We start from the raw sequence: 15,139 nt of genomic DNA, 5'->3' as shown, positions 1-15,139 counted from the left end.
GGGTGCGCCCCGGGGGTGACGCGTCAGGAGGTCTTGCCGCCCGCAGGGGACTTCTTCGCCGACTCCGGGATCTCGTCGTCGCTGCGGATCGCCTTCCACAGCGTGGACGCCTGCGGCTCGGCTGCCACCACCCGGTTCGGGTCGATCTTGTCGTACGCCACCGGGAGCATGATCGTCTCCATGGTGGACGGGTCGACCCCGTTCAGGCTGCGGCCGAAGTCCGCCAGGGCGGTGAGCGAGGCGAGTTCGGAGTCAGTGGTCAGGGCCGCGGTGAGCGTGTCGGCGATCTTGTACGTCTTGGTCGGGCTGCCCAGCAGGTCCTGCTTCTTGATCTCGCTCAGCAGGGCGATCATGAACTCCTGCTGGAGGCCGATTCGGCCGAGGTCGCTGCCGTCACCGACGCCGTGCCGCGTACGCACGAAGGCCAGTGAATCCGTCCCGTTCAGCTTGTGGGTGCCGGCGGTCAGGTCGAGCCCGCTGGACTTGTCGTGAATGTCCTGGTCGACGGTGACGGTGACGCCGCCTATCGCGTCCACCAGGTCCTTGAAGCCCGCGAAGTCGATCTCCACGTAGTGGTCCATGCGGACCCCGGACATCTTCTCCACCGTCTTGACCACGCAGGCCGGCCCGACCTGTGAGTAAACCGAGTTGAACATCACACGCTCGGCAGAGCCCACCTCGGTGCCGTCCGGCTTGGTGCACTCGGGCCGGGTCACCAGGGTGTCCCGCGGAATGCTGACGGCGACGGCCTCCTTGCGCCCCTCCGGGATGTGCATCACCAGCGCTGTGTCCGAACGGGCCCCCGCGACCTTGCCGGTGTTCAGCTCTGCGTTGTCGCCGGCGCGTGAGTCGGAGCCGAGGATCAGGATGTTCTGCCCGGAGGTGGGCAGTTTCTCCGGGCGGTCCTTGCCGATGGCCTCGTCGATGTCGACGCCGTTGATGTTGCCGTTGAGGTCGCTGTAGAGCCAGTAGGCGGTGCCACCGGCGGCGACGACGAGTACGGCGAGGCCGATCAGGATGTTCCGGCCTGTGCGGCGCTTCTTTTTCACGGCTCTACGGCTCCCGCGCCCGTCGGGCGGTGAATGACGGGCAGGCGGCACAGGGGTGCTCAGGTCGTGGCTCACGGCGGGTCCTCGCAACTCGTGCCCAGAGGGCAAGGGCAGCGGCCGCTCCCGTGAGGGGCCGGGTCGGTGCTGCTCGGCTGACGCTTGGTTGGCAATGAACTATAGACATGCGGTCGAGTACGTGTACGAGCGATGTGCCCGGTTGTGTACCCCCGCGCGCATGCCGGAGCGGCCGGTCTCGACGCGTCTCCGCCGCTCCGGCGCGCGTTGCCCGAGCCCTTGTCCGAGGCTGGTGCACTGCCGCCGGAGCACTGGGACACCTGTTCGGGCGTGCGTATGATGTGGCGAATTCTGGAGTCATCTGTGGACACCAGGCCCGGCGTAGGAAGGGGCGGCACACATGCGCGGCAGAGGTGCGCAGGCGGTGGACCGGGGGTCCCGATCCGGTGTCGCTGCCGAGGTGCGGCCCCAGCGCGTGTCCGTGTCGGCGGCGGCCACGGGTTCTTGGCTGCTGCGTGGGAACGACGACCGCCTCAGCGTCTACGCGCTTGCCGGCGGCGGTGTCCGCCGCTGGACCGAGACCGGGGTCGGCAGTGGCCACTGGAGTGGGCCGGACTTCTTTCCCGTCGAGGGCCTGACCGATCTCGCCGTGGTCCAAGGAGCCAACCGGTACGTGCACTTCCTCGGGCGCAGGGAGCGGCTGGGCGGGGACGGGACGAAGGTCGACCTGGTCTACGCCGTGCAGTACCAGTCGGGGCGGACGTTGGGCGACTGGCGTTCCCTCGGCAACCCGTACCGCGACCCGAGGGGCGCGGCGACAGTCGGCGCGCCGACCGCTGCCGTCGACGGACAGGGCACGGTTTACGTGTTCGTCTCTGGCGGCCCCGGCGGGGTCATGCTGCGGCGTGAAGCCAGGAGCGGCGCCTGGGAGGCCTGGAAGGACCTGCGCGGTGGCGCGGTCGCCGGCGGTCTGAGCGCTGCGGCGAACTCAGCCGGCCTGGTCGAGGTCCTCGCGCCGGGGCACCGCTCGGTCATGCGCTGGGTTCAGACGGAACCTGGGGCGGATCTGCGCCGGGCCCAGGACCTGACGCCCGCTCCCGCACCCGGATCGACGGCGCTCCTCGAGACCTCTCCCGGTGTGTTCACCGCTTACTGGTCCGAGCGGAGCGGCACGGGTGTCTACGCGCAGCGGCCCGGCGAGTGGGCATTTCCCGCGGGCGGTGCTCCGGGGGAGGGGCCCCATGCCGCGCTCCGCACCCCCTTCGACGGTTACGACTGCACTGTCCTGGCCCACCAGGGACGTACCGGAACAGCCGTGCTCGGTGTGTGCGGTACCGGCGCGGAGTCCGGTGGTCTGTGGTGGACCGACACCGGGGTGACCTGTGTCGGCACCCCGGCGCTGGCGCTGGACGGGCATGGCCGGATCGTCGTGGCGACGGTCCGCGCGGACGGCGCCGTCCTGGTGAACAGGCAGCGGCCGGAACCCGGGCTCACCCTGTCCGACTGGGATCGTCTGCCGGAGAGCTGACAGCGCGTCATTACAGCACATCGCGCTGAAAGTCCAGAGTCGCAAATGGTTGTATCTGTTGCGTGTGGTGATCGTCACGCGTCACAAGCTGTCTGCCAGCTGTCTTGATCTGGACTTTTAGGAAACTCTTATGTGAAAGTTTGGTGGATTGCCGGTGTGCGGCGATCGCAGTCGAATCGGGGGTACGAGCCCCCTTGTCTGGAAATGCGTGCTTCTTCTAGTCCAAGGCGCCCACACATCGAGGTGTGGAGATCCTTGGAGGGCAGAGCTGCTGGGTACGGATGGTGGATGCCTCGTGGGTGGCTCGGACAACCCTGAAGCCGGAGCGCTGATCTCGGCGTACCGGTCTGCGGTTCCGACCGGCGCGAGGCGGCGCATCGTCCGTGGGGTACCGAACCCGGTCCGCCGGGCAGTGAAGTCGTCGCTCACCGCCGCGGACTCCGTGCGCTCGGCAGCGGTGGTCTGGGCGATGGGAGGCAAGCGCAACGCCCCTCGGCACAGTCCGGCGCACACCCGGCGAGTGGTCCGTGTCGGTCGGCGCCACATGCGTGCCCTCCTTGTCGAAGGAGCGACGGACTGGGCGGCCCGCGCCCGCAATCTCCACATCGTGGTCTCCGTTCTGGAATCTGCGGGCATCGACTACTTCTGCGTACGGGGTACGAGCAGCGGACTCCCCGCCGTCGCCGTTCCCGCCGCGTCCCGCCCGCTGGTGGAGGAAATGCTTCAGTTGGCCTTCGCGGAGGCTCCGGGCTACGTGGGGCCGGCCGCGGGCAGCGAGAGCCGCATGGAACCCGGCGACGAGGAGCGCTCGTGGCGGCAGTTGCGCAACCACAAGGTGCTGCGGGTCGCCTGGTACGTGTGCGACCCGACCCAGCAACTGGTCTTCGGGGCGGCCAGCGGCTGCGACATCGAGATGTGGACGGAGCGGGACGGGGAGTTGCACGCCCCGCGCCCCAACCGTGTCATCGACGCGGTTCCCACGGGTGCAGTTCGCAAGTCGGCGCCGCAGAGCCTCTTCAGCCCCATACCTCCCGCCTACCGCACAGGGGAGGCCCGGACGCTGGCTGAGTTCGCCGTCCCGCTCCCCGAGGACCACCAGTTTCCCATCGACGTCGTCTACACCTGGGTGGACGACTCGGACCCGGTGTGGCGAGCGTCGCGCGATCGCGCGCGCCAGGGGTTGGGTGCGGACCGGCTGCACGAGCAGGCGGCGAACGATTCCCGGTTCACCAGCCGCGACGAACTGCGTTACTCCCTGCGATCGCTCCATCAGAACGCGCCGTGGGTGCGCAACATCTACCTCGTGACAGCCGGGCAGACACCGTCCTGGCTGCAGAGGCATCACGCGAACCTCCGAGTGGTGGACCACCGGGACATTTTCTCCGAGGCCACCGCGCTGCCGACGTTCAACTCCCACGCCATCGAGAGCCAGCTGCACCATATTCCGGGGCTCTCGGAGTGCTTTCTTTACCTGAACGACGACGTGTTCTTCGGTCGTCCGGTCACGCCCGCCCACTTCTTCCATCCGAACGGCATCACCAAGTTCTTCACCTCGCCCGCTTTGATACCGGGCGGTGCCCCGTCCCCGGACGACCTCCCGGTAAATGCCGCAGGGAAAAACAGTCGGTGGCTCATTGCGCAGAAGTTCGGTACCGCCATCTCGCAGAAGATGAAGCACACGCCGCATGCGCTCCGCCGAAGCGTGCTCCAGGAGATCGAGGAGACCTTCGCCGAGGAGCATGCCGTCACTCAGCATTCGCGTTTCCGCTCCCCCGGTGACGTGCCGATCGCCTCGTCGCTGCACCACTATTTCGCGTACCACTCGGCACGTGCCACGTTGGGGGAGATCCAGTACCGGTACATCGACCTCTCGGCAGAACTGGCCGAGCGGCGCCTCAATACGCTCCTCGCCAACCGGAACATGGACACCTTCTGTCTCAACGACACGGTCGACGCGGCTGACCCGGAAGCCCAGCGAAACATGCTGAATCGTTTCCTTGAAGCCTATTTCCCGGTGCCCAGTCCGTATGAGGTCGCGGACCGTCAGAACGCCATCGAGCCCGCGAGCGAGTCCCACCGCATATGAGTGCCTATGACGTCACGTTGGTCGTGCCGGTGTACAACGTGGAGCAGTACCTCCAGGAGTGCCTGGAGTCCATCGCTGCGCAGACGGTGTTCCAGCGCTGCGAGATCCTGCTCGTCGACAACGGGAGCACGGACGGTTCCTACCGGCTCTGCGCCGAGTTCGCCCGCCGGCACGCCAACGTGACGGTGTTGGTACGCCGTGGCGGGGGCGCGGGAGCGGCCCGGAATATCGGGATGGACCGGGCGACCGGTGGCCGCATCACCTTCTGCGACTCCGACGACGTACTGCCGCCCACAGCACTGGAACGCATGCTGGAAGCCGCCAGGAGGACCGGCGCCCAGGTCGTGGTGGGCATGATGGAGACGTTTCCCAAGCCCACCAACTGGGCCTGGAAAGGGTACTTCGGGCAGGGCGACAAGACGTTCGCCAGCGTCGCGGAGATGCCCGAGCTGGTGCACAGCGCGAGTGCCTGCAACAAACTCTTCGATCTCTCCTTCCTGCGCTCGCACGGCATCCGCTTCGCTGAGGGTGTCCACTTCGAGGACGCCTACGTCGGAGTCGCCGCGCTCGTCCTCGCCACCCGCCTCGCTCTCGTCGACGAGTGCGTCTACCGGTACCGCAAGCGCGCCGCGGGCAACTCGACCATGGACGCGATCTGGACACGGCGGCAGAACTACTGGGACCACCTCCAACTGGTGGAGTATCTGCATCGCATGCGCTCGGGCCTCCCGACCCTTTCGCGGGCCGTCCTCGACCTCTTTCTGGTGCGCAGCTACCAGGGCTTCGCGCTGCGGGCTCCCGACCTCTTCCGGGGCACCGAGCTGGAGGACATCTACTCGCGCTGCCGCGCCGTCTACTGGGACGTCGCGCCCGAGCTCGTCGTGAGGGCCACCGCCGACGCGCGTCACCGGGTGGCCTACCTCGCCTTCCTCACGGGCGACTTCGGTCTGTTCGCGGACCGGGCGGCCAGACTGAACAAGCTCTCCGTGCGCGACGGCGTCCCGTACCTCTTCGGTGACCTTCCGGACCAGCTCTCCCCGTTGGCACGGGCCACGCCCTTCACCGCCCACCTCGAGCACGTCCGCAAGGTGCCGGGTACCGGAACGCTGAGGGTCGCCGGACGGTTCGAGGTGGGCGGCCTGCCCATGACCCGACCCCTGGCGGGGCACCTGAGCCTGCGCGTACGGGGCAGTCGCCTCAGCGTTCCCGCCGCGCAGGTCCGCCGACGGGACTTGAGGAACACACGCCCCGACACGGAGTGGGGCGGCTTCACGGCCGACCTGTCCCTCGACGCCCTGCGGCCGGGCGTCCACGACCTCGAGCTCGTCATCGACGGCGAAGGCGGGCAGGCCGTCACGCCGTGTCGCGTCGCCGCGGGCTACCTGCGCGGGGCCCGCGTCGTCGAGCACGACGGCATGCGAGTGGTGCCGCACTGGAAGGGCAAGAATCAGGCGATTCTCATGGTGTTGGGCACGGCGCGCAGGCCCGGCAGGCGGGCCGTCCTGGGCGGCCTCCTCGCCAAGGACGCGAAACATGTCCTTCGCCGTCGGCCTTTCTGGAAACAGCGCCTGATCCGGCTGCTCACCAAGCCCCTGAAGTCACTGTTCCTGGGGCGGGACGTCTGGCTGTTGGGCGAACGTGGTGACACCGCGCAGGACAACGGTTGGCACCTGTTCCGGCACCTGCGCACTTCGGAGAAACGGCGCGGAGCGTACTACGTCATCCGGGCCGGCAGTCCGGACCGAGCCCGCCTGGCGGGACTCGGGCACGTCGTGGCGCACAGTTCCTGGAAGCACAAGCTGCTGATGCTGCACGTCTCAGCGCTGGTCAACGCCTATGACATCGACACCTACATGCTGCCCGACGGCTGGGACCGGACCCGGTACCTCAAGCACCTGAATTGGCGCGTGGGTGCCCGCCGGGTCTTCCTGCAGCACGGAGTCACGGACAAGGACGTCAGCAAGGGTCTGCACCGCAACCGCACCGGCGTCGACCTCATCCTCGCGGTGAGCCGGGAGGAGGGGCGGTTCCTGTCGGAGGAACTCGGCTACGAGGGACAGGTCGAGGTCAGCGGTTTTCCCCGCTTCGACGCGCTGGCTTCCGGTCGCGGCAGTCGCACGGTCCTGTTCATGCCGACGTGGCGCGCCTACCTGACCGTCGCCTCGTACAGCCGTGACGGCGGTGGCCGCGAAGCGCGACAAGCCGCGCGCGACCGCTTCCTCGCCTCCGGCTACCGGGAATTCATGGTCCGCTTCCTGAACGACCCGGAGTTGCTGGCCGCCCTGGACCGGTACGACTACACGCTGGAATTCCTGCCGCACTACGAAATGCGTGCGATGGTCGGGGAGATGGTGCCGGAACGAGAGCGAATCCGAATCATCGACCAGAACAAGGTCAGCGTGCAGGAGGCCATGCGGAGTTGTGACCTCTTCGTCACGGACTGGTCGTCCACGGCGTTCGACATCGCGTACCTGGGAACTCCTCTGGTCTACGCGCAATTCGACGCCGAAGAGTACTGGGACGGGCATTACCAGAAGGGGTATTTCGATGCCCGCCGGGACGGCTTCGGGCCGGTCTGTGAATCCGTCGAAGAGGTCGTCGGCGAAGTGGTCCGCTACATGTCGGGAGGCTGTGCGAGAGAACCCGAGTACCTGCGGCGGGTCGAGAAGTTCTACGAGTACCGGGACCAGCAGAACAATGTGAGGGCCTCGGCAGCGATCGATCGCCTCGTTCGGGGGTCGAATCATTGATGTGGTGTTCCAGGAGGAAGTATGTCCCACGCCAACCGTGACGTGACGGTCGTCGTGCCGTTCCGCGACGTGCAGAACTACTTGGGTGCGTTTCTGGAGTCGGTGGCCGCGCAGACGGCCCTGGCGCGTGCCCATGTGATCCTCGTCGACAACGGCAGCAGCGACCAGTCGGTGGCGATCGCGAGCGAGTTCGCCGCTCGCCACCCGAACGTCGACCTGGTGTCCCAGCCAGAGGGGCGGGCCGGAGACGCACGCAACATGGGCATGGACATGGCCACGACGCCGTACATCGTCTTCTGGGACGCGGATGACATCGTGCCCGAACGGTCCCTGGAAGTGCTCCGGAACACCATCGTCAAGACCAGGGCCACGGTCGTCGTGGGCCGGGAGAAGCACGTTCCGAAGCCGGTCAAGGCACCGTGGCACAAGTACTTCGGCAAGAACGTCAAGACCGTGAGCAGCGTCGTCGACATCCCGGACCTGATCCACTCGGCGTCCTGCTGGAACAAGATCTTCGACCTCGACCTGCTGCGCTCCCAGGGCATCCGGTTCGGCACGGGCACCGCTTTCGAGGACGCCTATGTCTCGCTGCCCGCGCTGCTGCTTTCGGAACGCATCGCGATGGTCGACGCTCCCGTCTACGAATACCGCAGGCGCGGTGACGGCACTTCCGTCATGGACACCATCTGGGACCTTCCGCAGAACTACGCCGACCACTTGCTGATGCTGGAATACCTCGCGGCCATGCGGCAGACGCTGACGCCGTACGAGCAGGAAACGCTGGAGCGCTTCCTCGTCCGCAGCATGCAGGGTTTCCTGCTGAGAGCGCCTCGGGTCTTCGGCGAGGCCGACTGCCGCCAGCTCTTCGAGCGCTGCCGCGCGCTCTACTGGGGCATCACCTCGGAGCAGTTCGCCCGCAGCACGCACGACACCCGGCACCGGTTGCCCTATCTCGCTCTGCACTTCGGGGACTTCGACCTCTTCTACCGTCCGGCTGCCGTCCTCGGCCCGGTCTTCGGTCGTGAGGGAGATCTCTACATCGACTATCCGGGGACGTCCTGGGGACTGCCCCTGACGAAAGTCACGTCCGTTCCGGCGCGGATCGAGGGAGTCTCCGCGGGTGACGGTGGGACCGCGGTGATCCACGGCCGGTTCTCGGTCAACGGAATCCCCGACGAACTGCTGGCCAAGCTGGAACTCCAGGTCTGGTTCGAACGCAGCGGCAAGACGCTTCCGGCAGTGAACCACGGGCAGACCCACGACCGGCCGGACCAGGCGGGGGCCGTCTTCAGCGTCACCGTCGACCCGCGGCAGTTCTCCGCCGGCTCCTTCCCCGTGCGGCTGGTGGTGTGCACCCGCGGCAGGGACGTCTCGCGCCCCTGCACCGTCTCCCCGGCCCTGAGCCAGCACCCGCCCGTCAACGGATTCCACGGCCTCGCGCGGATCACCTCCGAGGGCGGGAGCGCCCAACTGGTGATCGAGGCAGCCCAGCACTGATCAGCGTCCGCTCCAGAAATGGGGTATTCGTCAGAAAACAGGAGTCATTCGTGTTCGAACCCCTCTACGCCGTCGCCGTCGTCGTCCCTATCTTCAACGTGGAGAGATATCTCCCGGAGTGCCTGGACTCGCTGGCCCGACAGACGATCTTCGACCGGTGCCAGGTGGTACTGGTCGACAACGGCAGCAGCGACAGCTCGGCCGCGATCGCCGCGGAGTTCGCCGCCCGGCACCCCAACGTATGGGCGTTCGTGCACGCGGAGGGGAAGGCCGGCGGGGCCAGGAACGCGGGCATGGATCTGGTCAGCGCCCGCTACATCACCTTCTGCGACTCCGACGACGTACTGCCCGAGGACGCCCTGGAAAACATGTGGCGGACCGCCGTCAAGGAGCGGGTGCCGCTCACCATCGGACGCATGGAGACGTTTCCGGAGGAGACCAACTGGCCCTGGCTCCGCTACTTCGGCAAGCAGGTGCAAGTGCATCCCGGGATCGAGAACATCCCGGAGATGATCCACGGCGGAAGCGCCTGCCACAAGCTCTTCGACCTCGAGTTCATCCGCGCCAACAACATCCGGTTCCGCGAGGGCGTGCACTTCGAGGACGCCTTCTTCTCGGTTCCCGCCATGCTGCTCGCGGACCGCATCGCGATGGTCCCGAACACGGTCTACAAGTACCGCAAGCGCGCGGCCGAAGACTCCACGATGGACAAGCTCTGGGAACGCACGGCGAACTACTGGGACCACCTCCTTCTGGAGGAGTACCTGATGAGCCTGCGCTCCCGCCTCTCGGGGCACCGGCAGGAGGTCCTCAACCGGTTCTTGGTGCGCAGCTACCAGGGCTTCGCCCTGCGCGCGCCGCAGGTCCTGTCCGAAGAAGAGCTGTATCAGCTGTTCCAGCGGGCCCGCGCGGTCTACACGCTGGTGACACCCGACGCGGTCCTGGGATCCACCCACGACGCCCGCCACCGGGTGCCGTTCCTCGCGATGTACATGAACTGGTACGAACTCTTCGCCCGCCCGGAGCAGGCGATCACCGGCGTATACGGACGGGGAGGGGACCTCTACCTCGATGTCGCGGTACCGAGCGCGCTGCTTCCGCTGACGAAGATCTCCTCCACGAGCGTGCACGTGGAACGGATCCAGGCCGACCAGGGATCCGGCGGAATCCTCGTCGCCGGCCGGTTTGTCCTCAACGGACTCCCCATGGGGCGCCCCATGCGCAATCGACTGCAACTGTGGGTGGAGAAGAGCGGGCAGATGGTGCCCGCGAAGCAGGTCTGGCGCAGCGATCTGCTGGCCACCCGTGACGACCTCGCCTGGGGCGGGTTCGAGGCGATCGTGCCGGCCAGCGCCCTCTCGGACGGCGAGTTCCCGTTGAAGCTGGTGTTCTGCACCACCGGCCGTGACGTCTCGCGGCCGTGCATGACCACCACGGCGATGTTGCGCGGCGCCCGTCCCATGAAGGTTGCGGACCGCTGGGTCCTTCCGCAGTCCAGGGGCAAGGACAACGCCGTCCTGGTCGTACGCGAAGCGCGGGGCCGGGACGGGGACAAGGACTGGGAAGAGTTCCTCGAGGGGCTGGACCGTGACCAGAAGAAGCGCAAGGCACCCTTCTGGCGGGCCCGCGCCATCCGGCGGGCCACACTGAGGTTCTTCCGCCACAAGGAAATCTGGCTGATCGGCGAGCGCAAGGACACCGCACAGGACAACAGTCTGCATCTGTTCACCTATCTGCGTAAGCACGAGCGCCGCCGCAAGGCCTACTACGTCATCGACAAGGGCAGCGCGGACCGGGCCAAGCTGAAGGGCCTCGGGAACGTGGTGGCGCACAGCTCCTGGAAGCACAAGCTCCTCATGCTGCACGCGTCGCTGCTCATCAACGCCTACGACATCGACTCGTACATGCTTCCCGACGGCTGGGACCGCACGAAGTACCTCAAGCACCTCAACTGGCGTATCGGGGCCCGGCGGGTCTTCCTCCAGCACGGCGTCACCGACGAGGACGGCAGCAAGGCACTGCACCGCAACCGGACAGGCGTGGACCTGGTGTTCGCGACCAGTGACCGGGAGGCCCAGTACTTCTCCGAGCACATGCACTACGGTGACCAGGCCAAGGCGCTGGGCTTTCCGCGCTTCGACGCCCTGCAGCCGGACCGCGGCCGTCGGCGTGTCCTGCTGATGCCCACCTGGCGCAAGTACCTGACGATCCCGTCCTACCTCCAGCAGGACGGTGCCGACCGGGACGCGGTAGACGAGATCTTCCGGGAGTCGACCTACCGGGAGTTCATGGTGCAGCTGCTGCGCCACCCCAAGCTGATGGAGGCGCTGGAGCACTACGACTACGTGCTCGACTTCCTTCCGCACTACGAGATGCGGAACATGATCGACGGAGTGGTGCCGGACCACCCACGCGTACAGCGCCTGGACCAGACGAAAGTCAGTGTCCAGACGGCCCTGCGCCAGTGCGACCTGTTCATCACCGACTGGTCCTCGGTCCACTTCGACATGGCCTACCTCGGCACACCGCTGGTCTACGCCCGGTTCGACCCGGACGAGTACTGGGCGAAGCACGCCAGGAAGGGGTACTTCGAAGCCGCGTACGACGGGTTCGGGCCGGTGTGCGGCAACGTGGAGGAAGTGGTGACCGAAGTGATCCGCTACCTCAGCAACGGATGCGTACGCGAGCCGGAGTACGACTACCGGGCGCGTGCCTTCTTCGCCTTCGAGGACCGCAACAACTGTGCCCGCGCAACGGCCGCGATCGCCGAGCTCGCAGCGTCGGACGGGTAAACCCGGCGCGCGGCAGGCGAAAGTGGCCCCCGCCTCGGGCGGGGGCCACTTTCATGCTGCGAGCAGCGCGCCTACGCCGGAACGCTGGCCACGCCCTGCGCCAGGAACCGCTTCCCGTTCACCCGCTCGGCGACGCCCTCGCGGTCCAGGTACGGCGTGATGCCGCCCAGGTGGAAGGGCCAGCCGGCGCCGGTGATCAGGCAGAGGTCGATGTCCTGGGCCTCGGCGACGACGCCCTCGTCGAGCATCAGGCCGATCTCCTGGGCCACCGCGTCCAGGACGCGGTCGCGGACCTGGTCCTCGGTGAGGACGGTGTCGCCCTGCTTCAGCAGCGCGGCGACCTCCGGGTCCAGCTCGGGCTTGCCGCTGTCGTAGACGTAGAAACCGCGCTTGCCCGCCTCGACGACGGCCTTCAGGTTCGGGGAGACCGTGAAGCGCTCCGGGAAGGCCCGGTTGAGGGTCTCCGAGACGTGCAGGCCGATGGCCGGGCCGACCAGCTCGAGGAGGACCAGCGGGGACATCGGCAGGCCGAGCGGCTCGACCGCCTTCTCCGCCACCGCGACCGGCGTGCCCTCGTCGATGACGTTCTGGATCTCGCCCATGAAGCGGGTCAGGATGCGGTTCACGACGAACGCCGGGGCGTCCTTGACCAGGACCGCGGTCTTCTTCAGCTTCTTGGCGACGCCGAACGCCGTGGCCAGCGAGGCGTCGTCGGTCTGCTCGCCGCGGACGATCTCCAGCAGCGGGAGGATCGCGACCGGGTTGAAGAAGTGGAAGCCGACGACCCGCTCGGGGTGCTTCAGCTTCGACGCCATCTCCGAGACGGAGAGGGAGGAGGTGTTCGTGGCGAGGATGGCGTGCGCCGGGGCGACCGCCTCGACCTCCGCGAACACCTTCTGCTTGACGCCCATCTCCTCGAACACGGCCTCGATGATGAAGTCCGCGTCCGCGAAACCCTCGGCCTTGTCCAGGACACCGGTGACCAGGGCCTTGAGGCGGTTCGCCTTGTCCTGGTTGATGCGGCCCTTGCCGAGCAGCTTGTCGATCTCGGCGTGGACGTAGCCCACACCCTTGTCGACGCGCTCCTGGTCGATGTCCGTGAGGACGACCGGGACCTCCAGGCGGCGCAGGAAGAGCAGCGCGAGCTGGCTGGCCATCAGGCCGGCGCCCACCACGCCCACCTTCGTCACCGGGCGGGCCAGCGACTTGTCCGGGGCGCCCGCGGGGCGCTTGCCGCGCTTCTGCACCAGGTTGAAGGCGTAGATGCCGGAGCGCAGTTCGCCGCCCATGATGAGGTCGGCGAGGGCCTGGTCCTCGGCGTCGTAGCCCTGCTGGAGGTCGCCGTTCTTGGCGGCGGCGATGATGTCCAGGGCGCGGTAGGCGGCCGGGGCGGCGCCGTGCACCTTGCCGTCGGCGATGAAGCGGCCCCTGGCGACGGCCTGGTCCCAGGCCTCGCCGCGGTCGATCAGCGGACGCTCGACGGTGATCTCGCCCTTGAGGACGGACGCCGTCCACAGCAGCGACTGCTCCAGGAAGTCCGCGCCCTCGAAGATCGCGTCGGCGATGCCGAGCTCGAAGACCTGCTTGCCCTTGAGCTGCTTGTTCTGGTTGAGGCTGTTCTCGATGATGACCGAGACGGCCTTGTCGGCGCCGATCAGGTTCGGCAGCAGGGTGCAGCCGCCCCAGCCGGGGACCAGGCCGAGGAAGACCTCGGGGAGGGAGAAGGCCGGGAGGGCCGCCGACACCGTGCGGTAGGTGCAGTGCAGGCCGATCTCCACGCCGCCGCCCATGGAGGCGCCGTTGTAGTACGCGAAGGACGGCACCGCGAGGTTCGCCAGGCGCTTGAGGACGTCGTGGCCGCCCTTGCCGATGGCCAGCGCGTCCTCGTGCCGCTTGAGCAGCTCGACGCCCTTGAGGTCGGCGCCGACCGCGAAGATGAACGGCTTGCCGGTGACGCCGACGCCGACGATGTCGCCGTCCGCGGCCTCCTTCTCGACCTGGTCGAGGGCGGCGTCGATGTTCGCCAGCGACTGCGGGCCGAGCGTGGTCGGCTTGGTGTGGTCGTGGCCGTTGTCCAGGGTGATGAGGGCGAAGCGGCCGGCTCCCAGGGGGAGGTCGAAGTGGCGCACGTGGGCGCTCGTGACGACCTCGCCGGGGAACAGCTCGGCCGCACCCTTCAGCAGCTCTGCGGTGGTGCTCACTTGTCCCCCTCGAAGTGCGGGTTCTCCCAGATGACCGTCGCGCCCATGCCGAAGCCGACGCACATGGTGGTCAGGCCGTAGCGGACGTTCGGCTGCTCCTCGAACTGGCGGGCCAGCTGCGTCATCAGGCGGACGCCGGAGGAGGCCAGCGGGTGGCCGAAGGCGATGGCGCCGCCGTACTGGTTGACGCGGGCGTCGTCATCGGCGATGCCGTAGTGCTCCAGGAACGCGAGGACCTGGACGGCGAAGGCCTCGTTGATCTCGAACAGGCCGATGTCGGAGATCGACAGCCCGGCCTGGGCCAGGGCCTTCTCCGTGGCCGGGATCGGGCCGTAGCCCATGACCTCCGGCTCGACGCCCGCGAAGGCGTAGGAGACAAGGCGCATCTTGACCGGCAGGTCGTTCTCGCGGGCGAAGTCCTCGCTCGCGATCAGGGAGGCGGTCGCGCCGTCGTTCAGACCGGCCGCGTTGCCCGCGGTGACCCGGCCGTGCACGCGGAACGGCGTCTTCAGGCCGGCCAGGTTCTCCAGCGTGGTGCCGGGGCGCATCGGCTCGTCGGCCGTGACCAGGCCCCAGCCCGTCTCGCCGGCCTCCTCGTTGGTGCGGCGCACCGAGATCGGCACCAGGTCGGCCTGGATCTGGCCGTTGGCGTACGCCTTGGCGGCCTTCTCCTGCGAGCGCACGGCGTACTCGTCGGCGCGCTGCTTGGTGATCGACGGGTAGCGGTCGTGCAGGTTCTCCGCCGTCATGCCCATGAACAGGGCGGACTCGTCGACCAGCTTCTCGCTGACGAACCGCGGGTTCGGGTCGACGCCCTCGCCCATCGGGTGGCGGCCCATGTGCTCGACACCGCCCGCGATGGCGACGTCGTACGCCCCGAACGCGACCGAGCCGGCCACCGTGGTGACGGCGGTCAGGGCGCCCGCGCACATGCGGTCGATGGAGTAGCCCGGGACCGAGGTGGGCAGGCCCGCCAGGATGCCGGCGGTGCGGCCGATGGTCAGGCCCTGGTCGCCGATCTGAGTGGTCGCGGCGACGGCGACCTCGTCGATCTTCTTGGGGTCGAGACCGGGGTTGCGGCGCAGCAGCTCCCGGATCGCCTTCACGACCAGGTCGTCGGCGCGGGTCTCGTGGTAGATGCCCTTCGGGCCCGCCTTGCCGAACGGGGTGCGGACGCCGTCGACGAAGACGACGTCCCTGACGGTACGAGGCACGATGGCT

8 protein-coding genes are annotated in these 15,139 nt (G+C 67.8%); 5 read left to right on the top strand and 3 right to left on the bottom strand.

Features of this window, described 5'->3' with window-relative positions; genetic code table 11:
• Positions 1 to 23: 23 nt before the first annotated feature.
• The gene (locus tag NI25_RS09345; protein ID WP_061442009.1) at positions 24 to 1,124 is read right to left on the bottom strand and encodes an LCP family protein; all 1,101 of its coding nucleotides are present in this window, start codon (positions 1,122 to 1,124) and stop codon (positions 24 to 26) included.
• A 340-nt stretch (positions 1,125 to 1,464) separates the two neighbouring features.
• On the opposite strand from NI25_RS09345, the gene NI25_RS09340 reads away from it, so the two are divergent.
• From NI25_RS09340 to NI25_RS09320, 5 genes are all read left to right on the top strand, one after another.
• Positions 1,465 to 2,592, top strand: coding sequence for a hypothetical protein (locus NI25_RS09340; RefSeq protein ID WP_078884568.1), 1,128 nt, complete (start codon positions 1,465 to 1,467; stop codon positions 2,590 to 2,592).
• 295 nt (positions 2,593 to 2,887) lie between these two features.
• Positions 2,888 to 4,678 carry a stealth family protein gene (locus NI25_RS09335; protein WP_061442008.1) on the top strand — a complete coding sequence of 597 codons (1,791 nt, stop codon included), beginning with the start codon at positions 2,888 to 2,890 and terminating at the stop codon, positions 4,676 to 4,678.
• On the top strand, positions 4,675 to 7,428 hold the full coding sequence (locus NI25_RS09330; protein WP_061442007.1) for a bifunctional glycosyltransferase/CDP-glycerol:glycerophosphate glycerophosphotransferase: 2,754 nt from the start codon (positions 4,675 to 4,677) through the stop codon (positions 7,426 to 7,428). Before NI25_RS09335 ends, NI25_RS09330 begins: the two co-directional genes overlap by 4 nt.
• 21 nt (positions 7,429 to 7,449) lie before the next feature.
• A complete protein-coding gene (locus NI25_RS09325; RefSeq protein WP_061442006.1) occupies positions 7,450 to 8,925 on the top strand; it encodes a glycosyltransferase family 2 protein in 1,476 nt (491 codons plus the stop codon).
• Positions 8,926 to 8,975: 50 nt separating this feature from the next.
• Positions 8,976 to 11,717: a bifunctional glycosyltransferase/CDP-glycerol:glycerophosphate glycerophosphotransferase gene (locus tag NI25_RS09320; protein ID WP_061442005.1), complete on the top strand. Its 2,742-nt coding sequence runs from the start codon at positions 8,976 to 8,978 to the stop codon at positions 11,715 to 11,717.
• A gap of 71 nt (positions 11,718 to 11,788) precedes the next feature.
• Here NI25_RS09320 and NI25_RS09315 read toward each other — a convergent pair whose 3' ends face one another.
• Together NI25_RS09315 and NI25_RS09310 are read right to left on the bottom strand one after the other, a co-directional pair.
• On the bottom strand, positions 11,789 to 13,918 hold the full coding sequence (locus tag NI25_RS09315) for a 3-hydroxyacyl-CoA dehydrogenase NAD-binding domain-containing protein (RefSeq protein ID WP_061442004.1): 2,130 nt from the start codon (positions 13,916 to 13,918) through the stop codon (positions 11,789 to 11,791).
• Positions 13,915 to 15,132 carry a thiolase family protein gene (locus tag NI25_RS09310; RefSeq protein WP_061442003.1) on the bottom strand — a complete coding sequence of 406 codons (1,218 nt, stop codon included), beginning with the start codon at positions 15,130 to 15,132 and terminating at the stop codon, positions 13,915 to 13,917. Before NI25_RS09310 ends, NI25_RS09315 begins: the two co-directional genes overlap by 4 nt.
• Positions 15,133 to 15,139: the final 7 nt, after the last annotated feature.

Origin of the sequence: Streptomyces sp. CCM_MD2014 (genome assembly GCF_000772045.1) — a bacterium.
Taxonomy (GTDB): Bacteria; Actinomycetota; Actinomycetes; order Streptomycetales; family Streptomycetaceae; genus Streptomyces; species Streptomyces salinarius.
This window is presented reverse-complemented; position numbering and strand designations above follow the sequence as displayed.

Bases quoted from the DNA above. Each gene is read 5' to 3' on its own strand.
- NI25_RS09340 (WP_078884568.1), top strand. From the start codon at position 1,465: ATGCGCGGCAGAGGTGCGCAGGCGGTGGACCGGGGGTCCCGATCCGGT.
- NI25_RS09330 (WP_061442007.1), top strand. From the start codon at position 4,675: ATGAGTGCCTATGACGTCACGTTGGTCGTGCCGGTGTACAACGTGGAG.
- NI25_RS09325 (WP_061442006.1), top strand. From the start codon at position 7,450: ATGTCCCACGCCAACCGTGACGTGACGGTCGTCGTGCCGTTCCGCGAC.